Annotated in this window: 24 protein-coding genes and 1 riboswitch; of the genes, 17 read left to right on the top strand and 7 right to left on the bottom strand. The window is 52.1% G+C overall.

Features of this window, described 5'->3' with window-relative positions:
• The first annotated feature begins 9 nt into the window (after positions 1-9).
• The 9 genes from RGB73_RS15725 (at position 10) to RGB73_RS15685 (ending at position 9,555) form a co-directional block, all read left to right on the top strand.
• Positions 10-768 (top strand): YqjF family protein, encoded by a 759-nt coding sequence (locus tag RGB73_RS15725; protein ID WP_310763463.1) that lies wholly within the window; start codon positions 10-12, stop codon positions 766-768.
• Positions 765-1,937: a Ger(x)C family spore germination protein gene (locus tag RGB73_RS15720; protein WP_310763462.1), complete on the top strand. Its 1,173-nt coding sequence runs from the start codon at positions 765-767 to the stop codon at positions 1,935-1,937. The genes RGB73_RS15725 and RGB73_RS15720 overlap by 4 nt, the downstream gene beginning before the upstream one ends.
• Complete coding sequence (locus RGB73_RS15715) at positions 1,937-2,167, top strand: hypothetical protein (RefSeq protein WP_310763461.1); 231 nt, start codon at positions 1,937-1,939, stop codon at positions 2,165-2,167. Before RGB73_RS15720 ends, RGB73_RS15715 begins: the two co-directional genes overlap by 1 nt.
• Before the next feature lie 17 nt (positions 2,168-2,184).
• On the top strand, positions 2,185-3,309 hold the full coding sequence (locus RGB73_RS15710) for a GerAB/ArcD/ProY family transporter (RefSeq protein ID WP_310763460.1): 1,125 nt from the start codon (positions 2,185-2,187) through the stop codon (positions 3,307-3,309).
• Between the two features lie 218 nt (positions 3,310-3,527).
• Positions 3,528-4,700 (top strand): acyltransferase, encoded by a 1,173-nt coding sequence (locus tag RGB73_RS15705; RefSeq protein ID WP_310763459.1) that lies wholly within the window; start codon positions 3,528-3,530, stop codon positions 4,698-4,700.
• A 60-nt stretch (positions 4,701-4,760) separates the two neighbouring features.
• Positions 4,761-5,660: a DMT family transporter gene (locus RGB73_RS15700; RefSeq protein WP_310763458.1), complete on the top strand. Its 900-nt coding sequence runs from the start codon at positions 4,761-4,763 to the stop codon at positions 5,658-5,660.
• A gap of 158 nt (positions 5,661-5,818) precedes the next feature.
• A complete protein-coding gene (locus tag RGB73_RS15695; protein WP_310763457.1) occupies positions 5,819-7,333 on the top strand; it encodes a spore germination protein in 1,515 nt (504 codons plus the stop codon).
• Positions 7,330-8,433: a GerAB/ArcD/ProY family transporter gene (locus tag RGB73_RS15690; protein ID WP_310763456.1), complete on the top strand. Its 1,104-nt coding sequence runs from the start codon at positions 7,330-7,332 to the stop codon at positions 8,431-8,433. Before RGB73_RS15695 ends, RGB73_RS15690 begins: the two co-directional genes overlap by 4 nt.
• Positions 8,434-9,555, top strand: a complete 1,122-nt coding sequence (locus tag RGB73_RS15685) for a Ger(x)C family spore germination protein (protein WP_310763455.1) — start codon at positions 8,434-8,436, stop codon at positions 9,553-9,555. It begins immediately after the preceding gene.
• Between the two features lie 62 nt (positions 9,556-9,617).
• Here the strand turns inward: RGB73_RS15685 and RGB73_RS15680 are convergent, their stop codons facing one another.
• Positions 9,618-10,925 (bottom strand): aminotransferase class I/II-fold pyridoxal phosphate-dependent enzyme, encoded by a 1,308-nt coding sequence (locus tag RGB73_RS15680; protein WP_310763454.1) that lies wholly within the window; start codon positions 10,923-10,925, stop codon positions 9,618-9,620.
• 179 nt (positions 10,926-11,104) lie between these two features.
• Between RGB73_RS15680 and def the strand changes: the two genes are divergently transcribed.
• The 3 genes from def (at position 11,105) to RGB73_RS15665 (ending at position 12,936) form a co-directional block, all read left to right on the top strand.
• Entirely contained in the window at positions 11,105-11,629 is a 525-nt protein-coding gene (def, locus tag RGB73_RS15675; RefSeq protein ID WP_310763453.1) for a peptide deformylase, read from the top strand.
• Positions 11,630-11,658: 29 nt separating this feature from the next.
• Complete coding sequence (locus tag RGB73_RS15670; protein ID WP_310763452.1) at positions 11,659-12,672, top strand: homoserine dehydrogenase; 1,014 nt, start codon at positions 11,659-11,661, stop codon at positions 12,670-12,672.
• A gap of 108 nt (positions 12,673-12,780) precedes the next feature.
• Complete coding sequence (locus RGB73_RS15665; protein ID WP_310763451.1) at positions 12,781-12,936, top strand: hypothetical protein; 156 nt, start codon at positions 12,781-12,783, stop codon at positions 12,934-12,936.
• Positions 12,937-13,004: 68 nt separating this feature from the next.
• Here the strand turns inward: RGB73_RS15665 and RGB73_RS15660 are convergent, their stop codons facing one another.
• Both RGB73_RS15660 and RGB73_RS15655 read right to left on the bottom strand, forming a co-directional pair.
• Positions 13,005-13,757, bottom strand: coding sequence for a CAP domain-containing protein (locus RGB73_RS15660; protein WP_310763450.1), 753 nt, complete (start codon positions 13,755-13,757; stop codon positions 13,005-13,007).
• A 7-nt stretch (positions 13,758-13,764) separates the two neighbouring features.
• Positions 13,765-13,919: riboswitch (cyclic di-AMP (ydaO/yuaA leader) on the bottom strand.
• Between the two features lie 133 nt (positions 13,920-14,052).
• The gene (locus tag RGB73_RS15655; protein WP_310763449.1) at positions 14,053-14,394 is read right to left on the bottom strand and encodes a rhodanese-like domain-containing protein; all 342 of its coding nucleotides are present in this window, start codon (positions 14,392-14,394) and stop codon (positions 14,053-14,055) included.
• 430 nt (positions 14,395-14,824) lie between these two features.
• Between RGB73_RS15655 and RGB73_RS15650 the strand changes: the two genes are divergently transcribed.
• Both RGB73_RS15650 and RGB73_RS15645 read left to right on the top strand, forming a co-directional pair.
• Positions 14,825-15,028, top strand: a complete 204-nt coding sequence (locus RGB73_RS15650) for a cold-shock protein (RefSeq protein WP_023556900.1) — start codon at positions 14,825-14,827, stop codon at positions 15,026-15,028.
• Positions 15,029-15,166: 138 nt separating this feature from the next.
• Complete coding sequence (locus RGB73_RS15645; RefSeq protein ID WP_310763448.1) at positions 15,167-16,090, top strand: phosphotransferase family protein; 924 nt, start codon at positions 15,167-15,169, stop codon at positions 16,088-16,090.
• Between the two features lie 70 nt (positions 16,091-16,160).
• Here the strand turns inward: RGB73_RS15645 and RGB73_RS15640 are convergent, their stop codons facing one another.
• On the bottom strand, positions 16,161-16,574 hold the full coding sequence (locus RGB73_RS15640) for a hypothetical protein (RefSeq protein WP_310763447.1): 414 nt from the start codon (positions 16,572-16,574) through the stop codon (positions 16,161-16,163).
• Between the two features lie 183 nt (positions 16,575-16,757).
• On the opposite strand from RGB73_RS15640, the gene RGB73_RS15635 reads away from it, so the two are divergent.
• Positions 16,758-17,501, top strand: coding sequence for a 2-phosphosulfolactate phosphatase (locus tag RGB73_RS15635; RefSeq protein WP_310763446.1), 744 nt, complete (start codon positions 16,758-16,760; stop codon positions 17,499-17,501).
• A 62-nt stretch (positions 17,502-17,563) separates the two neighbouring features.
• Positions 17,564-19,159, top strand: a complete 1,596-nt coding sequence (locus tag RGB73_RS15630; protein ID WP_310763445.1) for a catalase — start codon at positions 17,564-17,566, stop codon at positions 19,157-19,159.
• Between the two features lie 92 nt (positions 19,160-19,251).
• Here the strand turns inward: RGB73_RS15630 and RGB73_RS15625 are convergent, their stop codons facing one another.
• The 3 genes from RGB73_RS15625 to RGB73_RS15615 all read right to left on the bottom strand — a co-directional run bounded on the left by RGB73_RS15625 (position 19,252) and on the right by RGB73_RS15615 (position 23,303).
• On the bottom strand, positions 19,252-20,373 hold the full coding sequence (locus tag RGB73_RS15625) for a GerAB/ArcD/ProY family transporter (RefSeq protein WP_310763444.1): 1,122 nt from the start codon (positions 20,371-20,373) through the stop codon (positions 19,252-19,254).
• Positions 20,374-20,595: 222 nt separating this feature from the next.
• Positions 20,596-21,804: a Ger(x)C family spore germination protein gene (locus RGB73_RS15620; protein WP_310763442.1), complete on the bottom strand. Its 1,209-nt coding sequence runs from the start codon at positions 21,802-21,804 to the stop codon at positions 20,596-20,598.
• Positions 21,801-23,303, bottom strand: coding sequence for a spore germination protein (locus tag RGB73_RS15615; RefSeq protein ID WP_310763441.1), 1,503 nt, complete (start codon positions 23,301-23,303; stop codon positions 21,801-21,803). The genes RGB73_RS15620 and RGB73_RS15615 overlap by 4 nt, the downstream gene beginning before the upstream one ends.
• A 211-nt stretch (positions 23,304-23,514) precedes the next feature.
• Between RGB73_RS15615 and RGB73_RS15610 the strand changes: the two genes are divergently transcribed.
• Positions 23,515-23,811: a YolD-like family protein gene (locus RGB73_RS15610; protein WP_310763440.1), complete on the top strand. Its 297-nt coding sequence runs from the start codon at positions 23,515-23,517 to the stop codon at positions 23,809-23,811.
• The last annotated feature ends 6 nt before the right edge of the window (positions 23,812-23,817 follow it).

Genomic DNA, 23,817 nt, shown 5'->3' with positions numbered 1-23,817 from the left:
GGGGTTCCGATGAAACCGACGGTCACCCGGATCGAGAGTCCAGCACTCCAAAAAGGATGGATCATGACGCAGACATGGGAACATCTGCTGTTTGCCCACTGGGCGATTCAGCCTTCCGTCCTGCGCCCCCTGGTACCGGCTGAGCTCGAGCTCGATACGTACGACGGGAACGCCTGGCTGGGCATCATCCCGTTTCTCTTGACGGGCGTACGCATCCGCCGCATGCCGCCGGTTCCCTTTACGACCAGATTTCCGGAGATAAACGTACGGACATATGTGAAGAGAAAGGGAAGATCAGGGATCTACTTTCTCTCGCTGGACGCCTCCAACTGGCTAGTCACTACGATCGCCAAAAAATGGTACCGCCTTCCCTATTACCCTGCATCCATCCACTTTCGGACGAGCAGCGACTCGATCGATTTCCAGTCTCGCAGGCTGACCTCCCCAGCCGCAAAGGGCTTTTCCGTTTCCTACCGCCCGGACTCCGATGTGTTTTTTGCCGAGAAAGGCTCTTTGGAGCACTGGCTGACGGAGAGGTATACCCTGTTCTGCGACTGCAAGACAACACGGAATATGTATTCCGCGGATGTCTATCACGAGCCTTGGAAGCTGCAGAAAGCAGCGGTGCAATATCGGGAAAACACGTTGACCGAGCACCTTTTTCCCTCGGCGGAGCACCCCGGGCTGTTCCTGTATTCCCGTGGCGTGCAAAGCTTCGTTTGGCCGATCCGGAAGACCTGTGGACCAGAGGGAGGGCTGCCGCATTGAAACTGCAAACGGTCGTGATCGTGGTTGCATGCTCTCTCTTGCTCGGCGGCTGCTGGGACAGGATCGAAGTGAACGACATCGCCATTGTGACAGCTGCCGGGATTGACAAAGCCGAGAATAAAGAAATTGAGCTTTCCGTCCAAATTTTTATCCCTCGTTCGTTCAGCGTGGGAAGCATGCAGGGCGGTGGGGTGAAAACCGTTACGCTGGTGCGGCGGGCCCGGGGAGTCGATATTGCCGATGCGATGTCAAAGCTCCAGATGAACCTTCCGCGGAGGATCTTCTGGGGGCATTGCAAAGTGTACATTTACGGAGAAGAGTTGGCAAAGGCTGGCGTGTCGGAGCTGGTGGATTATTTGGCGCGCCATCCCCAGCCGAGAAATCGCGCGTTCATGTATGTGAGCAAAGGCAAAGCGGCGGATGTGCTCAATCTCAAAACGGATTTGGAACGGTATTCAGGGGAAGCCGTCCGTGAATTGTCCGGACTGAAGATCGGGATGGAAATCACACTGGTAGACCTGATAAATATGTTTATGGGCAAATCAAAAGCAGCCGTTCTTCCCGTCATTGCCGTGTTGCCTCCCAGCGATCCGAAAAAGCCGGAGAGCACCGATCCGTATTTGTTCGGCAGCGCCGTCCTTAAAGACGGGAAGATGGTCGGGCTGCTGACTCAGCGTGTGACTCGAGGAGTCATGTGGCTGCGCAACGAAGCCGCTTCTACGACTGTGACAGTCAAGGCCAAAAATGTCAAAGGCTTTGTTTCATTAAATCCCTTTCGAGAGCGGACCAAGCTCGTCCCCTCCATCCAAGACGGCAAGTGGAAAATGCTCGTAGTAGTCGAAACGGAAGGCGATTTGATCCAAAATGGCACTCATCTCAATCTCGTGAACCCGAAGTGGATGAAACAGATACAAATGGCGTTGCAGGATGACATCGAAACACGGCTGAAGCTGACCTTACAACAGGTGCAGCATGGCTTGAAGGCGGATATATTCGGGTTTGCCACCCAGTTCCACCGCAAATATCCGAAGGAATTCGCAAGAGTAAAAGACAGATGGGAAGAGGTTTTCCCGAAAGTGGAGGTTAGCTTGAAGGTGTCCGCTTCCATTCGCAGGCCTGGCCTTGCCACCGTTCCTGGCGGATTGACGGAATCCGAGGTGAAACCATAATGAAATGGGGGGCCATCCTCGGGATCACCTTGGTCATTGTCCTCACGATATCGTTTGAGTGGTCCACCCTCCAAAAGAGTCCGTGGAAAACGAAGGCGGCCTATGCTGTGCTGCTGCTGGCGGGGTGGGGCATCGCTATCGCACTCGTCCATTATCCTGGTATGCCGGGTCCTACCCAAGTCTTTCTGAAAGCCTTTAAACCGTTGTCTTCTTCTATGAATCTCAAATAACAGCAGGGTGAAACGAAATGCAAAAAAACATGCGAATCTCTTCGACCCAAATGGGGATCCTGGTACTTCCGGTCATGATCGCGACTGCAGATTTGCTCGTTCCCGGCATTTCGGCAAGGCAGGCAACTCAGGATATGTGGCTTACGCCGTTGGTCGCGTCTCTGACTGGGTTTGTCACCGTCTTTCTCGTTTTTCAATTGCACAGGCTCTATCCCGGCGAGAGCATTATCCAGTACAGTACGAGAATCGTCGGTACGTTATTAGGAAAAGTGTGCGGTTTTTTGATCCTCTATGATTTCCTCTACAGCAACGGAAACATCATCAGGCAATACGGGGAGTTTATCGTCGGTACGTCTCTCTACCAAACTCCCTTGCTGGCCGTAATAAGCTCGATGGTCTTGCTTTGCGCCTACGCCGTAAAAGCGGGACTGGAGGTGCTGGCCAGAGCGGCCCAAGTCTTCGTACCGGTCCTGGTGATTTTGTATGCGTCATTGTTCTTGCTCATGATGCCGTTTATGAAAATCGAGCACTTGTTTCCCATGCTGGAGCACGGTTTCGTACCCGTGCTGAAGGGAGCCCTTACCCCCCAAGGCTGGTTCAGCGAGGTCATTCTCTTCTCGTTTCTCCTGCCGTTTCGGAGAGAGCAGGATAAAGACATGGGCACGGGTATCGTCGCCGTTTTTCTGGGCATGATCGCTCTGACAGGGATCAATCTATCGACTTGGCTCGTCATGGGACAAGAAACGACGTATATGACGTACTCCTTCTACAATGCGATCCAGCTGATCAGCTATGCCGACTTCTTCGAAAATATCGATTCGGTGGTGATCGCCATGTGGGTGATAGGGGGCTTCATCAAAATTTCCCTCTTTTATTATGCGATGGCTCTCGGAACCGCCCAATGGCTCCAACTTGATGACTACCGACCCCTCGTACTTCCGCTCGGCATTCTGCTGGTGGTTTTCAGTCTTTGGACTGCCCCAAACCTTACCGAACTGTCAGCCAATATCCAAGCGATCGCCGGGTTTCAGACGACCGTCTTTTTCACCTTGATTCCGCTGTTCCTGTGGGTCGTAGCAAAGCTGCGTACAGGCAAAAAGACCAGGCCTGCCAGCACGTTGCCCTCGCCCGAAGCAAAATGAAGCCGCGAAGAAGCCGTATCCCGGCGGTCGTCGGCTTTTTTTGCATGCATACCGATCAAATCCGTTTGCGGGTGAAATGTTCAATCAGCCAAGCGAGGCCTTCTGCCGCAGACGATTCAAACTTTTGCGCGAGGCAGACTTGCTGCGGGGAGAGGGGAGGAGTAAGATGAGAAGGATGCCAAAACAACAAAAAATTGGAAAGGTTTGGGGTACTTAGCATGAATAGTAAAGAAAGAATCTCCGAACTCGACCTCATTCGCTCCTTCGCTTTTCTCGCTGTCGTCTACCAGCATGTCATTGGCGTGTTCATGAGAAGGCCGGGACTAGACGAGCAGACAGCAGTCATATACGGGATGCTGTTTCACTTGCTGAAGTTCGCGGTTCCTGCTTTTATCTTTATTACGGGTCTGGTCCTGTTTTACAACTACTGGGAACGAGTCGACTACTTCTCTTTTATCCGCAAAAGGACGAAGGAAATTCTGGTCCCTTATTTCGTGTGGTCGGCGGTCTATTTGAGTCTGCAGCCGATTTCCTCGGATAGTGCAGGGCGGAGTGCCTGGGGGATCCTGAAAGCCATTTTGACCGGGAGCGCATCGTACCACCTTTGGTTCGTAGTCATGATCTTTCAGTTTTACTTGTTGTATCCGCTCTGGCAACGGATGTTCCACGCCGTTCGGAAGTGGACGGGAAGCCATCGTGTCCGGCTAGCATGCGCGATCGGGCTTTTTGCTTTACTGTACGCCTGGCTCCTCTGGTTCTCGGCACGGTATATTCCGGCCCACCAGTTCCGCTTTGACATTGTCCTTCTGGATACATACTGGATCAAATACCGGGACCGCAATGCTTTCTACTATTTCTTCTACTTTCTTATGGGCGGCATGGCAGCGGTCACACTGGCAGCGTTTCGACAAAAAATCGTCCGCTACTGGCCATGGACCTTCGCCAGCTTCGTCGTCCTGTACGTGTATATCGGTTACGAGCTCCTGCGCGATTCGGGCCGAGGGATGATCAATCTGAATGTGGCTACTTCCCTGAAGCCATCCATGTTTTTCTATACGGTGGCCCAGCTGCTTCTCGTATATGGATTGGCGCTCTGGGTCGGGAAAGGAAACGGCGGCCGCTGGCTTCAGACTCTCGGCAAATTTTCGTACGGTGCGTATTTGATCCATGCGCTGGTCCTGACGTACACGATGAAAGCCATGACTTGGCTGGGACTGTTCCACAATAGCGTGCTGGGCAGCTGTGTCGTGTTTCTATTGTGTACCGCCATTTCGTTTGCCATCTCCTACAGCTTGGGCAAACTCCCCTTTGGTGCGTGGCTGGTCGGTGCTGCGGATAAAAAAAGAAAGGCGCCGCCTTTGCCGCAAAAAGAATGGTCCAACGCGGGATAAGAAGGTATTTATGCCAGGAATGGTAAATAGTAGCATATAGAGAGGGAGGAGATACTCGTTATGCTGCTGGCTTACATTCAGTTGGCGTTGTCGATGGCATTGGTAGGGATCAATATTTCCATTGGCAAAGAAATTGTGTCCTACGTACCGGTTTTCCTGTTCTCCGAGCTTCGCTTTTTGATTGCCATTCTCATCTTGCTGCCGCTGCTGTCCTTGCGGGGAGAGTGGAAATCATCGTGGAGCAGGGAGGAGGGCAAGGTCCTGTTTTGGCAGTCTTTCTTCGGTGTGTTTTTGTTCAGCATCTGTATGCTCTTCGGGGTTCAGTGGACGACTGCAACTGCGGCTGGGATCATTACCAGTACAGTTCCTGCATGCATCGCTTTTCTGTCGTTCTGGATCCTCAAAGAACGCCTCAAGCGAAACGGTCTTTGGGCGATCCTGCTGTCGGTGTGCGGGATTGGCCTGATTACATTCTCAGGCGAGAGCCAGGCTCTGTCTGCAGCAAGCATGGCGGGCAATCTGCTGGTCTTTCTGGCGGTTGTCAGCGAGGCATTGTTCACGATTTTTGCCAAACGGCTTTCAGGAAAAATCACGCCGTTTCAAATGACTGCCGCCATTAATGCGATCAGCTTCGTCTTGTTCCTCCCGTTTGCGATTGCAGAAGGAGTGAGCTTCGCTTGGGGAAACGTACCTGGGGCTGTCTGGGGACTCCTATTCTACTACGCGATCACGGCCAGTGTCCTGTCTTTTTTCCTATGGTACAAAGGAGTGGCAAGGGTAGAGGCATCCAGAGCAGGCTTGTTTACGGGAATGATGCCGATCAGCGCTGCGGCTGTGGCGGTATTCTTTTTGGGCGAAGCATTTACATGGCTGCATGCGGTCGGGATGCTGTGCGTCCTCGCTTCCATCGCCATCGGAACGTTGCGGGGAGGGGAACGGGCGCTTCCCATCGACAGTTGATCGAGATACGCATGATAAAAGCGTTTTGGCCAGAGTGCCAGAACGCTTTTTTTCTGGGACGCTGAGGGAACTGTACACCATGATAATTTTGCCAACAAGAGGCAACGATAAGGATAGACACTGGCGAGGCTAGGATCCACCACCAGGGAGCAGTGATCATGCGTTATACGTTTTCTCGATATGGAAAAAACCTGGCAAAGACCACGGATATGATCAGCACCGATTTGGGGGAGAACCTGCGGAAGCTTCATGAGCGTTTTGCGGATGCCCCTGATTTGATCACGACACAATTCCTGATGGGAGAGACAAACCGTCCTGCCCTTTTGGTTTACTTGGATGGAATGGTGGAAAAACCCGTCCTCCATCAACATATCCTGCGCCCGCTCCTGTTCCAAACCTTTGCGTACACCGATCTATCCAATCTCGAGCTCTCGCTGACCGGCCGGAAAACGGCACGAGCCTGGGCACACGCAGAGGGAGCGATTCTGTCCGGACGAAGCGTCCTGTTTGTTGACGGCGAAGAGCATTGCTTGCTTCTGGATACGCAGGGTGGACCTCAAAGGTCAGTCGATGAGCCCGCAACAGAGACAGTCATTAAGGGTGCCCGATTGAGCTTTGTCGAATCGTTGGGACAGAATGTATCCTTGATTCGCAGGTACATCCCGCATCATGAGCTCAAAATCAAGGAGCTGCGCGTCGGACTCCGAAGTCGGACGAAGGTGGCCTTGCTTTACTTGGGAGACGTGGCGAATCTGGAGCTCGTCAAAGAGCTGGAGGAGCGGATCAGCCGGATTACCATTGATGGGATCGTCAACGTCGGAGAATTGCAGGAGTTGATCGAGACTCATTGGTTAACGCCGTTTCCACAATTTATGTCGACGGAGCGGCCAGATTCTGCCGCCTCGCAAATTCTACAGGGGCGCATTGTCATCATCGTGGATCAATCACCGTGGGTCATGGTTGCACCGATTACCCTGACTTCGTTTTTTCAAAGCGTTGACGATTACAGCATGCGCTGGATGATTTCATCCTTTATCAGGCTGCTGCGTTTTGCGGGCTTCCTCGTCTCACTCTTTCTGCCTGCCCTCTATATCGCAGCCCTGACGTTTCATTACGAAATCATTCCGCTGAATTTGATTCTGTCGATTGGCGAGTCACGCGAGCGGGTGCCCATTCCTCCGTTTATGGAAGCGATCATTATGGAAATCACCCTGGAAATGCTGCGGGAAGCGGGGATTCGGCTGCCTTCCAAAATCGGCCAAACCGTGGGGATCGTGGGAGGCATTGTCATCGGTCAGGCGGCAGTGTCGGCAGGCATCGTCAGCAACATCATGGTCATCGTGGTGGCAGTGACCGCCATCGCTTCCTTTATCATGCCGAACACGGAGTTGGCTGCGGCCGTCCGGATCTTGCGCTTCCCGATGATGATCGTGGCGTATATGTTCGGGATCGTGGGCATTGTGGTCGGGATGATGGTCCTCATTATTCACTTGCTGGCTCTCGAATCGTTGGGAACACCCTACGGAAGTCCGTTTGCTCCCTTTCTGGCTTCCTCCTGGAAGGACAACTTGGTGAGGCTTCCCATATGGAGCTTCCGGAACCGTCCACGTTCAATACGGGTACAACAGGAGGTTCGGCAAGAAAAACATGACAAAAGTGGCGATGAGAAATGACATTCAACAAGGTTCAAGGCGGCATTTCGCTTTTTCAATACGTCATGTTTATCTCGCAGGTGCAAATCGGAGTCGGGATGATGACGCTTCCTACTGATTTGGCGGAAGTCGCGGGCACGGACGGATGGATCTCCATCCTTCTGGGCTGGATCGCCGCGATCGTCATCAGTCTGGTGATCGTTCGAATCATGAGTCGCCAGCCGGCTGAAACGATTTACGACCTCTTCTTTCGCTATCTGGGCAGGGGCCTCGGTGCATGTGCCGTCCTTCTTTTCATCCTGTATTGTTTGTTTGTGTTTACGATCGCGATCTTGGTCAAAATCCATATCACTCAGACGTGGGTTTTGCCGCAAACGCCCAACTTCTTTTTAATGCTCCTGTTCATGATCCCGATTCTGATGCTGGTGCACTTTGGTGTCAACATACTGGTGAGGTATGTCGAATTTGTCGGGCTCGGCACCATCGTGATCATCCCTTTGTTTTTTATTGCCATGAAAGGCGGACACCTGATCCATTTGCTGCCTGTCTTGAAAGAGGGCTGGCTTCCCGTATTTCAGGGAGTGAAAACGACCGTCCTTTCCTTTCTCGGTTTTGAGCTGGCGTTTATTCTGTACCCGTTGCTGCGGCAGAAAAACAAGGCGGCGAAGGGGATCATCATCGCCAACACCATCACGATGTGTATGCAGATGCTCGTGGTCATCACCTGCTACATTCAATTCAATCCCTATCAAATCCTGACTTATATTTGGCCGACGCTAGACTTGTTTGAGACGGTCGAATTCCCTTTTGTGGAGCGGATTGAAGTGATTTTCACTGCCTTTTACTTGTTTCTCATCTCCACGAGTGGCATCCCTTACTTATATACAGCCATAGCCGGCATCGAACGTCTGTTTGGCGACTCCATTCGGGAAAAAGCGATGCTAGTGCTTGGCCTCGGTTATATCGTCTCTGCATTTATTTACAATCCGACCTTCTATCAAGTCAACCAGATGCAAAAGTGGGGAGGGAATATCGGGATGTTCGTCGCGTACCTGTTTCCGATCGCTTTTTGGCTGTATGCAGGAGTTGTGGATCGAATTCGCAGATGGGACAAAACGTGAATGAAGAAGTCATTTGCTTATGCGCTGCTCTCCTTGACCTTGATTACGTCCGGCTGTCTGGGCCAAAATCGCTTGGATGAATTGACGCTGGTTCTGACCTTCGGCGTTGACCAGGGGAAGAATGGCGAGATGGAGATCTATACGGCCGTTCCGGTTTTTCACAAAGAAGCGCGAAAAAAAACGGAACTGCTGCATACTCGTGCCTCTACGTTTCGGGAAGGAAGAGATCGGCTTGACAATCAGGCAAACGGTGTCGTGGAAACGGGAAAAGTGCAAAATATCTTGATATCCAAACGCCTCATGATGAGGAAGGGGTTGTTTGATCTGTTGGACGTCATCTACCGCGATCCAAAAAGCGCACTCATGACGGATCTGATCGTGACAGACGACCCCATCGAGCAAGTGATGGACGTGGACATCCAGGACAAGCCGAGATTTCCCGTCTACTTGCGCGAGCTCGTTCGATCCAGTCACATCAGCGAAGCTTCCGTCAGCACGAACGTGCGGAGGGCGTACGACCAATTTTACGAGAAGGGAATCACCCCTTATGTGACGGAAATGAAGCTGAGCGAAAACAAGCTGAAAATCTCGGGTACGGCCCTCTTGGATAAAAGGGGGTACTACGTCGCCTCGCTCGATACGGAGGAGAGCATCCAACTGCTGATCCTGCAAAAGGACACCCATCACCCGATCTTCATGACGGTGCAGCTGAAGGGAAAGGATGTCGGCAAAAAAGACGAGGAGAGCCAGAGCATCAGCTATTCCATCGACTATACCCATTCCTCCTACAAGACGTATGTAGAAGGCAATCAGTTTCATTTCGACCTGCATTTTCGCTACTCCATCGTCTTGACCGAGCTCTTGGTGCAGCTTCATCCGATGCAGGACAAAGAAAAGCTCGAAAAGGCCATTGCCTCCGAGATGAAAAAAAAGATGGAGGCGGTTATCGCCAAATTTCAGAAGCATCACCTGGATCCGATCGGGCTGGGGAAGTACGCCCGGGCTTACGCCTACCCGCAATGGAAGCAGGTGGAAGACGATTGGGGGAGGGCGTTTTCTCAAGCAAAGGTAAGGGTGATCCCAGAGGTGAGGATGATCAGTATCGGATCGCTGAGAAAATAATCAAGAAACGAAAAAACCAGTCCTGCACGTGGGTGGCGTGCGAAGGACTGGTTTTGCTTGCTTTACTGGGCCAAAGCTTTTTCCAAGTCTTTGACTCCGCTGTAGATGATCTCGAACAGCTCGTCGATATTGTTCTCCTCGATGCAGGAGAAGGCGATGCGAAGGTCCGTCTCGCCGAGAGCGATTGTCCCGACGCCGTACTGGTTGAGCAAATGATTGCGCAGTGTCTCGGCATCCACGGTCTTCAGCTTGAGGCACATAAAGTATCCGGAGTTGAACGGATAGTAGTCCCACGCGTCATCGAATTTGCCGCTGTCCAACAGCTGTTTTACACGGTTCGCACGGCCTTTCATGATTTCGAATTTCTCCTGTTTTTGGGCGTGGAATTCAGGAGAAGTCAGCGCATGCAAGACAAACGTTTGGGATGGATGCGCGCCGCTGGACAGAGTGGCGCGGATAATTCCCAGCGTCTTTTGCTCCATAGCTGCAAGCAGATCGCTGGAAGGCGAGGCGTACGTGATGAAGCCGACGCGGAACCCCCAAACGTACTCTTCCTTGGTAGCTCCATCCACTTTGACTGGAAGAATGCGCGGGTGAAGATCGCACAGGCTCGCGAACAAGGATTCTTGCAGGGAGTCTTCGAAAAAGAGTCCGAAGTATGCGTCATCCGTGACGGCAACGACGTTGATGCCTGCTTCGGCGCCGGCCTGGAGGGCCGCTACGATTTCTTTGCCCTCTTCCGGACCCGGTGTATAACCGGTTGGATTGTTGGGGAAATTCAGAACGACAATCGCTTTGCCCTTGTCTTTTTGCGCCAGGATTGCGTCGCGCAGTCCGGCGGCGTTGAATTTCATGTCAGCATTGTACAAAGGATAGTAAACCATTTCCGCGCCGCGGCGAATGGAGAAAGTCAATTCGTAGTTTTCCCAGTTTTTATCGGGAATGATGACGCTGTCGCCGGCATCTGCGAACAGATCGGCCACGATACTCAGCCCGTGTGTGAGAGCGTTGGTCACGATCGGGTTGCTAAAAGAGCGGTTTGCGAGACCGGGCTGTTCTTCGATCATTTTTTTGCGCCAAGCTGCACGCAGCTCGGGTTTGCCTGCTGGCGGAGCGTATTCGTACAAGTCCTTCGGCTGAAAGGCGGAAAGATGGTCCTGAATCACCTTGAGGTGCATCGGCTGGCCGTTTTCCAGCGCGATCCCGATGGTAGCGTTGTACTTTTTCGCTTTTGCTTTCGCTTCAGCGGACTGACTGAGAATCCCTTCTTTTGGAAAATAGATCAGCTTTGCCAGGTTGGACAACATATCAAAAACATGTGGATTTTCCCGCTGAATGGTTTCATTCAGCTGTGCTGCAATTGCGTGCATGGTAGCCTCCCTCTTCCTGTGGAACATCTGTATCGGTTACCAATAAAGATAGCGCATCTACATCCTTTTGTCACCCTAACCGGAAGGATTTTTCAGATTTCCGCACGGTTTCCCTTTGACAGATTCAAGCGGCTTTGCTACGTTGAAAACGTCACAATAAAGGAGCGGAGGGATATGAGATGGCTGAACGGATCATCGTTCGGTTAGGCGACCCCATTTTGCGCGAGCGGTCCAAACCTGTGCCGGTCGTCAACGCGAACATCGAAAAAATCCTGAATGATATGGCGGAGACCATTTACGCCGACAAAGGACGCGCTGGCCTGTCCGCCATCCAGATCGGCATAGCCAAACAGCTTATCGTGATGGACTGCGGAGATGGCCTGATCGAGTTGATCAATCCGACCATGCTCGAAATGTCCGGGGAGCAAGAGGGGCCAGAGGCTTGCCTCTCCATCCCGGGAGTCGTCGGGGTCGTCAAGCGTGCAGAATACGTCAAGGTTCAGACCCTGAATCGCGCTGGCGAGACCATGACAATAGAAGCAGAAGGCTTTTTGGCCCGCTGCATCCAGCATGAGATGGACCACTTGCAAGGCATCCTGTTCATCGATTATGTAGAGGAGCTCTATTCCGCCAAAACGGGGAAAAAATTGAAGCCGCAAGACGCAAGCCCAATCCTGATGCAGCAGCGGAGGATTTTTCGTTGAGCGTACGGCAGCACGAGGTGGTTTGACAGATGAAACGTTGGAATATCGTGTTGACAGGCTACGGTACCGTCGGGAAGCAGGTGGCGAGACTCTTGGGAGAACGCCGGGAACGCTACCGTGAAAAGTATAGCGCTGATGTACGTCTGGTGGGCGCGGCCAGATCGACCCATGCTGTCTACAATTCTGACGGCCTGGACGCCCAAACATTAGAAGCGCTTGTTCAAAGCGGAAAAGCAGCAAAAATGAAAGCTGGAACGGAGTTTTTGGCTGCGAGCAAGGCCGACGTCCTGATCGAAACGGGCCCTTCCCAGTTTGAGACAGGGGGACCTGGCCTTGCTTACATCCGTCAAGCATTGGAGCAGGGCATGCACGCCATTTCCGTATCGAAAGGAGCGTTGGTCGTCGATTACGCGGGGCTTTCGAGGCTCGCCAAGCAGCGAGGCGTCATGCTGAAAATCAGCGGGGCTACAGCGGCAGCTTTGCCCACGATCGATTTGCTCGAGTACAACCTCGCCGGATGTGAGATTGCGACAGTAGAAGGGATTTTCACCGGTACCGCCAATTTTGTCCTTTCGAGCATGATGAACGAGGGAATGACGTGCGAGCAAGCGATTGAACAGGCGCAGCGAATGGGAATTGCGGAGCCTGACCCATCCTTTGACGTCGATGGGTGGGATACGGCATGCAAAGTGACGATCCTCGCCAACGCAGCCTTTGGCGGACAGCTCAAGCTGACAGACGTTCCGAAAATGAGCGTCCGTACGGTAACGCCGGATCAGATCTCGGGCTGGAAACAGGCAGGATTGACTCCGAAGCTGATTGGCAGAATCCGCAAAACAGAAGAAGGGGTCACTGCTTCTGTGGAGCTTACAGCTGTGGATGCCGAGCATCCCTTCGCGGGGGTAAACGGTACCACCAAAGCCATCCGGGTGCAGACGGATGTAATGGGCGATCTGCTGGTCGTGGGCGGCAAGTCAGACCCGGTGGCCGCCGCCGCCGCGGCCTTGAAAGATCTGGAGCATATTCTCGGACAATTCCGGTAGCCACTGCTTGAACATTTGGCCGGCACTCCCTTTTTTCCGATGAATGGACAACCTGCCCGTGCGAATACTAATCACGCAAGGAAATTGCCGTGGCAAGGGGGAGTTTCAGTGGCGAGAGAGAACGACGTGAGCACCGAGATGCAGCAAGTTTCCGCCTATCCGACCAAGCAAGAGATGCACCAAAAAGATGTAGCCTTGCTCGAAGGAGAGGACTGCGACTGTCAGACGAAGCAGACCCGAGCCACGGAATCCGAGCAGGAATAGAGAACGCCAAGAAAGCCAAGCGCTCTGAAGAAGAGTTGCTTGGCTTTCGCGCCATTCTCGCGCGGTTTTTACCCGATAAATTCTTGTACCCAATAACCATTCACATAACCTACGCCGATTTTGGTGAAGGACGAATTCATAATGTTTTGGCGGTGGCCTTCACTGTTCATCCATTGGGTCATGACTTCTTGTGGACTGCGTTGACCCATGGCGATATTTTCACCAGCTGTCATGAAAGAAATGCCGTACTGTTTCATCATGTCAAATGGAGAACCGTACGTTGGGCTGTTGTGGTCGAAGTAGTGGTTGTTGGACATGTCTGCCGCTTTCGCTTGCGCTACATTGGACAGGGAAGAGTCCAGCTCCAATGGCTTCAAACCCGCTTTTGCACGCTCTTGGTTTACCAGATCGGTAATTTGCTTCGCATAGGCGGAAGCATCTACATTGCTGTCTGCCTGTTTGGCAGGAGCCGCTGTGTTGTTTGCAGGTTGCTGTGCGACCGGTGCTTGAGCTGCAGGCGCTTGAGTAACAGGCGCTTTAGCTGCTGGTGCTTGGGCTACCGGAGCCTGTACTTGATTGCCGACAGGCATGGACATAAATGGAAACTGCATTTGCTGTTGGTTTGCTTGTTGCATCATTTGTGGTTGCATGCCAAACTTCTGAGCAAACTGCATATATGGAATGCCTTGAAATTGTTGTACTTGAGTCGGCAAGGAAGCTTTGAACGGGCAGTTGGAGGCTGCGGCGGCTGTGTTAGAAAAGCCGGAGAGGGCAAAACCCAATCCCAAAGTCGCAATGGCAATTGTACCGAGGCGTTTCATATTCACATCGTCTCCTTTTTTTGGCCTACGAGGTTAGTTGACGGATTCGGATTGAGGAAACAACCCTACGCCCACGTGGCGATTCACCCCATGCAGATTTCCCATCTGCAAAAAAGATCCCCCGCACTTCCATTCGAGAGGAAGTTTCGGCTGTTTGTTTTGGCATGACCCAGAATAGCAGAGATCGAGCGGAAAAAGATAGGAGTAATATTTGGTAGAGTGCCCGGAAGCACTGTGGTTGCTAGCGAAAATGAAAGACCCTCTCGGATGGGGAGAGGGTGTGCCCAAGACCTGCTTATTCCAGTTCAGTAGAATCGTTCCAGGAAGTCAAACCGCCTTCGAGCGCGAGTGCTCGAAATCCTTTCTCACGAAGAAGAGCAGCTGCCTTCTGCGCTTTGTTTCCGGTCGTGCACACGGTAACAATCAGAGCTTCTTTACACGCACGCATCGTATCGTCATCCAGCGGTTGTTCCTTCTCCTTCATCTGTATATAAGGGGCATTGCGGGTGACAATCCCGTCCAAGTGCAGGCTCCCGGCGGCATACTTTTGCTCGTCCCGGACATCCAAGAGGAAAAGATCCGCTTTTTGTCCCCGTAGTTGCTTCAATTCTCGACAGCTAATCGTCTGCTTGTCCACTGCCATCACTCCTCTTATCCATTGTATCAGAGACAATGGAGCATCGTATAGAAAAAGGAGATAGTTGCTATTGTGCGCACATCATGATAGAATGATGTTGCTACTTGAAAAGTCCGATACGTAATTCCCGCTATTTGCTCGTGCGATGATTACGTTTTTTGAATGCCCGATTCACACTGGCGCGGTCATCGGAGCCGCAAGGATGAAAGAGAGGAAGGGCTTTCGTTGTTTTAGGTTTTCAAAAGTACCTTGTTAAAGTTCGTACCAGATTACGGTTGTCGCATATGAGAAGAAGTAAGTATGTATTCACATATCATGAAGACATATCACATAGGATTCTCTTGGTATCTCTTCATGATATGTGAGCTTTATTTGCTTCGGTAAATATGACTAGCATATTCAAAATTGACTTTCTTGGAGGTTTTTTTTCATGCAAACGAACGGAACGGTAAAATGGTTTAACGCAGAAAAAGGTTTCGGATTTATTCAAGTAGAAGGCGGAGACGATGTATTCGTACACTTCAGCGCAATTCAAGGCGATGGTTTCAAAACGTTGGATGAAGGCCAACGCGTTCAATTCAACATCGTGCAAGGCAACCGTGGCCCACAAGCTGAAAACGTAGTAAAACTGTAAGTCTCCCGAAGAAAAAACTGTCCGCATAGCGGGCAGTTTTTTTATTTGCCCGCTGTTCCTTGCAGACCTTTCCACTCTGTGATTTTTTTCCAATGGGAAGTATAATCGTCATGTTGATTGAAAAGGGGGGGTAGTCCGATGGAAGAAAAACTGGAGCGGTTGACCCGCGCTTCTTTGATCTTGCGCGATGCCGTACGAATGGAACAAATCCACAAAGGTTTCTCTTCGGATCAAAAATTTCGCGTGGATCTGGCGAATGGCGAGAAATGCCTGGTACGGGTAAGTCCCTTGTCGGATTGGCAGCGAAAGCAGGAGGAGTTCGCCATCTTGAAGGCGCTGGAATCCATGGGGGTGAAAACGTCGCGCCCGCTTGAACAGGGGACTGCCGACGATGAAGGCCTGTGCTTTATGGTTTTGTCATACGTGGAAGGCGAGGATGCCCGGGATCAATTGCCGCAATTGTCTGAGCAGCAGCAGTACGATATCGGGATCTCAGCGGGAAGGGAGCTTGCGTTGATGCACACGTTGCGTGCTCCGGCGTCGCTTATTCCATGGAAGGATCGCTGCATGCAAAAACATTTGCGATACGTGCAGGCATATCGGTCATGCGGCTACTCGCTTCCAGAAGATCGTCGGCTTTTATCGTTCATCGATGAGCATTTGTCTTGGCTGGATCACGCCCCCGATTGTTTTTTGCACGATGATTTTCATGTCGGCAATCTCATCGTACATAACAATCGGTATGCCGGTGCGATTGATGTGAATCGCTTTGACTGGGGGGATCCCGTGCACGATTTCACAAAGCTGGCCTTCTTTAGCCAAGAGTGCAGCAACGCTTTTTGCCATGGCCAGGTTTCCGCCTATTGCGAACAGACAGGAATATCACCCACGTCATTCTGGCACCGTTATAGCGTCTATACAGCCATGATGATGTTTTCGTCAGTCGTGTGGACGATCCGGGTGGTCCCCAATCAGCTCGGGGAGATGCTGGAGCGGATCCGGCGAATTTTGGACGAACACGACTGTTTTCATAGACTGACACCCCGCTGGTATCTTTCGTAGCAAACAGAAAAAGGAACTATGGCCGAAGCCATAATTCCCATTCGGTTTGTCTTCGATTCACGGGTTTTGATTAGCAGGTTTCGATGCGGATCGTCGAAAACTGGCTATTCAAAACGGAAAGGCCGACAACTTGGCCGCTGCCGATTGCCGTACGACCGTACGTGGTGAGAAGGACGTTTTCAGCTTCCCTGTCGCCGCCGTTGAGTACAGTCAGGCGTACTTCGTAGTGGAAGGAAGCAGGGATCGTTGCATTAAACACGGTACGAGTATTGCCGGCGATCGTTTGGGTGACATCGACCAACGTGCTGACCGGGTTTGTTTGCGTGACAGCATTGCCCCAGTTCAGCACCTGCACGCGCACTTCGACAGGGTCGGGATTGAGGTTGACCAGATCGAGGTGGGCAGTGATAGCGACACCCAAGTTGTTTTGCAGGATTCCCGTGCTGCGTGTAGCCCGGAACCTTGGCCTGTCTGAATTTTCCAAGTGGTTCTCTTGGGATTCAGAGTTGCGTCCAGACCGGGACTTGCGCTTATCTCCCATTCGTAATCACTCCATTCATCCTAGTTAGTTTAGTGGGACATTATACTTTATTTCACCTTGTCTTAATTTGTAACGGCGAACGTATGGGGACGAGTAACCATTTCTGATAGAGAGGAGTGGAAATAGTTGACGATCGATCACGTCTTCAGACAGGTAGACTATTCCGCCAGATTTGAGTGGGGATCTGATGGGGTGACACAAGTAGGTGCTGGGTCAGACATCGTCGTAATCGTGGATATTCTCTCATTTACAACATGTGTCGATATTGTTTCGGCAAGAGGGGGCGCGGTGTTCCCTTATCGGGTGAGAGATGATACGGCAGCTGCCTATGCCAAAGAAAAAGGGGCCATTCTGGCCGACAAACGAGGCGGCGTGGCCTTTTCGCTCTCCCCGGCATCCCTCTCTTCCATTCCGGCAGGAACCCGTATCGTCCTGCCTTCCCCCAACGGCTCTACATGCACGGTCTTGGCCCAGCAATTGAATGGCATGGTAATCGCAGCCTGCTTGCGCAACGCCGCTGCCGTTTCCAGCTATATCCGGGAGCTAGGGGCAAGCGTGACCGTGATTGCCAGTGGAGAAAGATGGCAGAACGGGGCACTGAGACCGGCAATCGAAGACATGATCGGAGCCGGTGCCGTTTTGGAGGGACTGCCAAAACACAGACTTTCCCCCGAAGCGCAGTTAGCGGTTGCAGTGTACCAGAGCGCCAAATGTGATCTATCCGCAATCCTTGCCGGCACCGGTTCCGGGAGGGAATTGATCGCGAAAGGGTATGCGGAAGATGTGGATATAGCCGCTTGCCTTCATATCAGCGACGCCGTTCCGATCCTGAATCAGGAGATGGCGTATACGAGCATTTCCTTCGCATAAAGGACTCCTCCTGAGGAAAACATTTACATGTGGATCTATGTTCTACCCGAAGGAGGAAACAAATGGACGGAACGACAGGCAAGAACGAGATGGGCCAAGATGAGAATCAGACGTTAACGAACAGGCAAGGCCATCCGATCACGGACAATCAGAGTATGAGGACCGTGGGGAACCGCGGCCCGACTGTTCTGGAGAACTACGATTTTTTGGAGAAAATTACCCACTTCGATCGGGAGCGAACGCCGGAACGCGTGGTGCATGCGCGTGGAGCCGGGGCGCACGGCTACTTTGAGGCCTACGGAACGGTAGGCAATGAGCCCGTCTCCACGTATACGAGGGCCAAGCTGTTTCAGGAGAAAGGAAAGCGTACGCCGGTTTTTGTCCGCTTTTCCACTGTCAATCACGGCAATCATTCACCGGAAACACTGCGTGACCCCAGGGGATTCGCCGTCAAGTTTTATACGGAAGACGGGAACTGGGATCTGGTCGGGAACAATCTAAAGGTGTTTTTCATTCGGGACGCGATGAAGTTCCCGGATCTCGTCCACGCATTCAGACCGGATCCCGTCACGAACATCCAGGATGTCGGACGCATCTTTGACTTCATTTCCAACACCCCGGAAGCGATGCTCATGATTACGTTCCTGTTTTCCCCGTGGGGAATCCCCGCGAACTACAGGCAAATGCAAGGCTCCGGCGTCAATACGTACAAGTGGGTCAATCAGGAAGGCCAAGCTGTTTTGGTCAAATACCATTGGGAGCCGCTCAAGCAAGGCATCAAAAACCTGACGCAAAAACAAGCGGAAGAGATTCAGGGGAAAAACTTTAACCACGCCACCCAAGATTTGTACGAAGCGATCGAACGGGGAGATTATCCGGAGTGGGAGCTGTGTGTCCAGATCATGTCTGACGATGATCATCCCGAGCTAGACTTCGATCCTCTCGACCCGACGAAGCTGTGGCCGGAAGAACAGTTTCCGTTTCTCCCGGTAGGGAAGATGGTGCTCAACAAAAATCCGGAAAACTACTTTGCGGAAGTCGAGCAGGCAGCATTCGGTACAGGGGTTCTCGTGGACGGGCTCGATTTTTCCGACGACAAGCTGCTGCAGGGAAGAACGTTTTCTTATTCGGATACGCAGCGATACCGGGTAGGGGCCAACTATCTGCAGCTCCCGATCAACGCCCCCAAAAAGCGTGTGGCTACCAATCAGGAAGGCGGGCAAATGCTGTATCGGGTCGACCGCAGCCATCCGCACATCAACTATGAGCCATCCACCGTCGGCGGCCTGCACGAAGCGGAGCAAGAGGGCAAAGACCACCAGCCGTACGTGCAAGGAAAAATCGTTCGCCAAAAAATCGATCGCACGAACGATTTCAAACAGGCTGGCGAACGGTACCGCCTGATGGAGGATTGGGAGAAGGACGATCTGATCGCCAATCTGACGAACGCGATGCAAAGCTGCGACCCGCGCGTCCAGGAAAAGATGCTCAACTACTTCTTCAAGTGCGATTCGGAGTATGGAAACCGGATCAAGCAAGGAATCGAAGCGGCTGGCAACAGGAGCCGCAAAGGAATCGGCGGACCGATGGGGGCCACGAATCCCGGTCAAGCAGTCCGTCAAGCAGCAGAAGAAGGGCATCCCGCCGATCCTTATTAAGCTTTTGCCCCCAAGCGTCGTTCTGTTCTCAAAAGCAAAAGCACCTGCCTTCGTTGTTGCCAGGCAGGTGCTTCCTTGTGTGCAGGAGCCTTTCACTTCCCATTGCTGTTCGCCGAATGCTTGAGCCGTGGGGATCGGAACAGATCGACCACCAGGTAGAGTATCGGGATCACCTCCGTGACGAACAGGAAGGTAATCTCACCATGGAACAACACATGCGCCAGTTCCATGTTCGATCTGGCCATATACAAGGAGAGCCCGATCATCATGCCAGTCATCGACAACGTGAACGGCTTGTGATCCTGCAGTGAAAACGTCTGCGTCAGAAGCAGGACTGCGCCGTACAGGAAGAGGCTGATTTTGATGAACAAGCTCGTCAGCCAGACAGCAATGAGAACAGGATCCATGTTTTCCAGAAAAGAACCGGCCCGGATATAGCGTATCAGCTCCAGCTCCGGGTAGATCAGGTTGGCTGTCAAATGCGGACCGAAAACCAGCAGGGAAGGTATCAGGCTGGACAAAATAATGATGACAGCGCTGATCACCGCCCATCTCAGCGATCGCATCGTCTTCTCGGGTTGCTTCACGTACGGAAAGAAAAAGAGACACATCGTCATTTCCCCGAATAGGGCGGTAACGAAATACGTAGCATTCCAGATGCCTTTCCAATCAAAGTGATTGATGAATGCGACGAGCATTTCCGCATTCATGTCTCTGGAAACGAAGAGCGGCACCAGCAGCATGCCGAAGACACTGAGAAAAAAGATGCCCTGGGCGCAGCGGAAGATCGTCTGCACGCCCGACCGCACGGCATAGGCAATACAGATACCGAACAGAATGGTGACAGCCCAGTCCGGTGTCTCTGGCAAATAGACTTCCACCATGAAGTCTTGCATTTCCCTCAGGACGTAAGAGGCGGAAAACAAGTTTGAGAACATCATGATCAAGATCAATGGGTAGTGGATCCATTTCCCGACAATCTCTTTCCCGTAGAGGCCGAAAAACTGAGTGGGCCGTCTGATCGCCAGGCGGTAGGAGAAATATGTAAGAACAAGACCGCCGAATGCCCCCAGCAGAAGGGGAAACCATGTGGAAAAACCGGCTTCCGTCACGAGGGAGGCGATACGAAATCCTAGGATCGTCGTAAACAAATATAGCGTGAACAGCATGTAAAGCTGGGATTGTGAGATCTGGCTAACTTGATAATTACCCATTTTTGTATCTCCAAACGATTACCTTTTCCAGGGGATCAAACACGAATTCAATCACTCTCGCAAACTGAAAGCGATCATGGAAATGATACAATAGCTCAATGCAGACACACATCAGCAAGGCCCATCCCATGACGAGAACAAATGTGCGCGGCTTGCGTCTGTGCCTTCGCAAATAGTTCCACTCATAAATCATGATGAGGAGAAATGATAAAGCGATGACGATCATTGGGATCCCCCTACCTTCGCAGGATGTAGAAACCGAGCCGGCTGCTTCGTTGTTCCGAGTCGCTTGATCGTGACAAATGCGTGGGGTACCACTTTGATCTTGCTGCGGTACTCTTCTCGCCAATGAGAGGCACGATTTCTCCATTCCTGAGGATAGTGCCAATCGAGATAGGAACTCAGCTGAAAGATATCGGCTCCGATACGTTTCGAGCTTTCGATTGCGTCTTTCATCCGCGTTTCGATCATGGCTTCGAGCTTTTGGCTCAACTTTCTTTCCACACCCGGTTCTTGCAGCCTGATCAGCGAATTGGAGGCAATCAGGGACGCGTCCGCTTTGCATTCAATATGAAAGGTGAGTTCGTCGCCGGAGAGGACCGGGCGGATTTTGGAACGGGATTGGTTGACCATATAGCTAAGCTGTTTGCCGTCCGTTGGTGAAGGGATGGAGATTTCTGCGTCTTTCATTTTGCCCAGGATCCATTTCGCTCCGCGCATTTCATACGTATTGAGGACCTGTACCATCTTTCCATCCCTGAATAGGGCAGCTCCATCCGTCCCCATCCAGGTTTGTTGTTTTTGTTTCTCACTCGGAATCGTGATCGTTTTGAACTTTAGCATCGGTATAATCATATCCCCGCCGTAATAGGAGGCCGCCAGACAGTCCTTTGTCGTCATGTCGACTGTGACGTGCTCCCTTGTGTATGCGAGGAGAATGTCGGCTGGGAACCGTTCAAAAATAACAGGCGTCAGCATCAGCTCCTTGGCTTTTCCCGGGGTAATAAACAGATTGGCATTAATGTGAAATCTGGGCTCCCGAGCAACAAACTCGAGTACCTGTGAGATGCCTTCTTTGGCCAATTCGCTCCCGATCACGATCACGCTCGTCTGCCCGAAGGTGATTTTTCGCGACAAATCGGATTGCACGATCCGGTACGCCTCACTGATGTTGTCGCCTGTCGCCGATACGAAAGTGAAAGGTTTGCCCTGCAGCTCACCGGTTCCCCCGGATTGCCCTGGAATCAGCCGATTGGGCAACGGAAAGGAAAGGGTCAATTCGATGCCGGAAGCAGTTTTATCCAGGAGCATCATGCGGACAAAGCTCCGATTGTTCAATTCGATGGAGGACCAGCATCCCGTCAGAAACGAGGTCGAAAGGAGACCCAGCAAAATAAGCAGGGAAGTTCGTCTGCCATTTTTCTTGTTCAATCCCCATCCTCCCCTTTGTATTCCGTCATGGTCCGAAGCTCACCTTGCCTGATCGGGTTCGCACCTGTCATGGAGGGCCTCTTCCACATCCGCCACCATGGAGCCCGGACGTACGTATCCTTGAGATCATTGGACACCAGTGGAGTCAACGGGGCAAGGTACGGAGAGCCGAAGGACTGCAAATTGACCAGATGGATATAGATCAGCAAGAGCCCGCAAATGATCCCGAACAGACCGAATAAACCAGCGAAGATCATGATCGGGAAGCGGAGGAAACGAAAGGACAAGCCGAGATCGAAGTGAGGAATAATGAACGAAGCGATCCCGGTAAAGGAGACGATAATCACCATCGCCGCCGATACAATCCCCGCTTGCACCGCCGCCGTGCCGATGATAAGCGCGCCGATGATCGATACCGCCTGTCCGATTGATTTGGGAATGCGCACGGCTGCTTCCCGCAGCGCCTCAAAGGAAATCTCCATGATGAAGGCTTCGATCAAAGCCGGAAACGGTACGATTTCACGCGAACCTGCGATGGTGATGAGCAGCTTGGGCGGGATCATCTCGGGATGAAACGTGGTGATGGCCACGTAAACAGATGGCAAGAGCAAGGAAATCAGGACGAAAAGATAGCGTATCCAGCGGATCCAAGTGCCCGCAACATAGCGCTGATAATAGTCTTCCGCCGATTGGAGCAGCATGAACAGGGTGACGGGCGCAAGCAGTACCATCGGAGAGCCGTCTACAATGATGAGAGCTCGTCCCTCCAACAGAGCAGCCGCTGCGACATCCGGCCTTTCCGTATACTGCACCTGGGGAAACGGGGAGAGAGGCGAGTGATCCAGGAATTCCTCGATATAGCTGCTCCCGAGAATGCCATCGATGTTGATGCGCGAAAGCCTCATCGTGATTTCGTCAATCAATTCTTTTTTGCAGACCCCCTGGATGTACGCCACCAAGATCTCGGTCTGCGTAAGCGTCCCGATGCGGAGCGATTCCGTTTTCAGATCAGGTGTTTTCAGCCGTTTGCGGACCAGCGACAAATTCTCATCCGCACTCTCGACAAAAGCCTCACGCGGCCCCCGGACAGTCGCTTCATTGGCCGGTTCGTCAATGGAACGCTGGCGGTACGAGCGCAGAGGAAACACCAAAACCGGTTGCTCGCCGTCAACCAACAGCAAGACATGTCCGCTTAGAATGGAAGAGGCGCCACTTTGTATCGGTGCGGTGTGATAGGCTGAGATCGGCAGCTGCTTTCTCTCGAAGAGAATCGCACGGAATTCCAGGGGATCCGAGACTCGCAGTGAGAAAAGAGGATGCAGCAGCTCTTCCTGCAGCATGGTCACATCGACCAATCCTTGCAAATAGACAAGGGCGCACTGCTGGGAAATGCCTGCCACAAACTGGTGTATGACCACATCCGTACGATCCGTAAAAACCTCTCGGAGCCAAGCGATTTTATCGTCGATCCGTTCATCGTTTATCAAAATCGATCCCATTGTTTTTTTTCCGCGTCTTGTCCAAACTGTTTTTTTCATCGGAAGCACCTGTTTGTACATCAATTTTCGTTTGACGTATTTTGCCACCATTTTCCTCTCATTATTCTTCCGTCCTGGCAGTGAATAGGTTTGGCGGCAATCTTCCTCTTGAAAATAGAAAGCGGATCGACCATAATGAGAACATAAGTTCTTGTTCTTGGGGGAGTTCACCATGACCAAAAATGATGAGGGGCGCTACGATCGGGAAGGAACTGTCGTCCAGCGTCCGGCCGTCGCGGACGACGAGTTTGGAGAGATGTGTTTCCGGATCTATGACAGCACGCAGTACAACTACCCGATCCAGGTAAAATGGTTCGTCAGGGAAAGGGGAGGGGATGCTTGGGGGACCGTTCAATCCGCACGGGGCTACGTACGGGAAATCGATTCGGAGAAGTATTTGGTCAGACTTGTGGATGATGATCGCTCCTGTTGGATTCAAGTAGAGGACATCGTCAGCGTCACAAAATAAGAGCAG

The sequence above is a fragment of the Brevibacillus brevis genome (assembly GCF_031583145.1).
GTDB lineage: Bacteria > Bacillota > Bacilli > Brevibacillales > Brevibacillaceae > Brevibacillus > Brevibacillus brevis_E.
Note: the sequence above shows the minus strand (reverse complement) of the source record. Positions and strands in the feature narration are given on the sequence as shown.

Bases quoted from the DNA above. Each gene is read 5' to 3' on its own strand.
- RGB73_RS15725 (WP_310763463.1), top strand. From the start codon at position 10: ATGAAACCGACGGTCACCCGGATCGAGAGTCCAGCACTCCAAAAAGGA.
- RGB73_RS15715 (WP_310763461.1), top strand. From the start codon at position 1,937: ATGAAATGGGGGGCCATCCTCGGGATCACCTTGGTCATTGTCCTCACG.
- RGB73_RS15710 (WP_310763460.1), top strand. From the start codon at position 2,185: ATGCAAAAAAACATGCGAATCTCTTCGACCCAAATGGGGATCCTGGTA.
- RGB73_RS15705 (WP_310763459.1), top strand. From the start codon at position 3,528: ATGAATAGTAAAGAAAGAATCTCCGAACTCGACCTCATTCGCTCCTTC.
- RGB73_RS15700 (WP_310763458.1), top strand. From the start codon at position 4,761: ATGCTGCTGGCTTACATTCAGTTGGCGTTGTCGATGGCATTGGTAGGG.
- RGB73_RS15695 (WP_310763457.1), top strand. From the start codon at position 5,819: ATGCGTTATACGTTTTCTCGATATGGAAAAAACCTGGCAAAGACCACG.
- RGB73_RS15690 (WP_310763456.1), top strand. From the start codon at position 7,330: ATGACATTCAACAAGGTTCAAGGCGGCATTTCGCTTTTTCAATACGTC.
- RGB73_RS15685 (WP_310763455.1), top strand. From the start codon at position 8,434: ATGAAGAAGTCATTTGCTTATGCGCTGCTCTCCTTGACCTTGATTACG.
- RGB73_RS15680 (WP_310763454.1), bottom strand. From the start codon at position 10,925: ATGCACGCAATTGCAGCACAGCTGAATGAAACCATTCAGCGGGAAAAT.
- def (WP_310763453.1), top strand. From the start codon at position 11,105: ATGGCTGAACGGATCATCGTTCGGTTAGGCGACCCCATTTTGCGCGAG.
- RGB73_RS15670 (WP_310763452.1), top strand. From the start codon at position 11,659: ATGAAACGTTGGAATATCGTGTTGACAGGCTACGGTACCGTCGGGAAG.
- RGB73_RS15660 (WP_310763450.1), bottom strand. From the start codon at position 13,757: ATGAAACGCCTCGGTACAATTGCCATTGCGACTTTGGGATTGGGTTTT.
- RGB73_RS15650 (WP_023556900.1), top strand. From the start codon at position 14,825: ATGCAAACGAACGGAACGGTAAAATGGTTTAACGCAGAAAAAGGTTTC.
- RGB73_RS15645 (WP_310763448.1), top strand. From the start codon at position 15,167: ATGGAAGAAAAACTGGAGCGGTTGACCCGCGCTTCTTTGATCTTGCGC.
- RGB73_RS15630 (WP_310763445.1), top strand. From the start codon at position 17,564: ATGGACGGAACGACAGGCAAGAACGAGATGGGCCAAGATGAGAATCAG.
- RGB73_RS15625 (WP_310763444.1), bottom strand. From the start codon at position 20,373: ATGGGTAATTATCAAGTTAGCCAGATCTCACAATCCCAGCTTTACATG.
- RGB73_RS15615 (WP_310763441.1), bottom strand. From the start codon at position 23,303: ATGGGATCGATTTTGATAAACGATGAACGGATCGACGATAAAATCGCT.
- RGB73_RS15610 (WP_310763440.1), top strand. From the start codon at position 23,515: ATGACCAAAAATGATGAGGGGCGCTACGATCGGGAAGGAACTGTCGTC.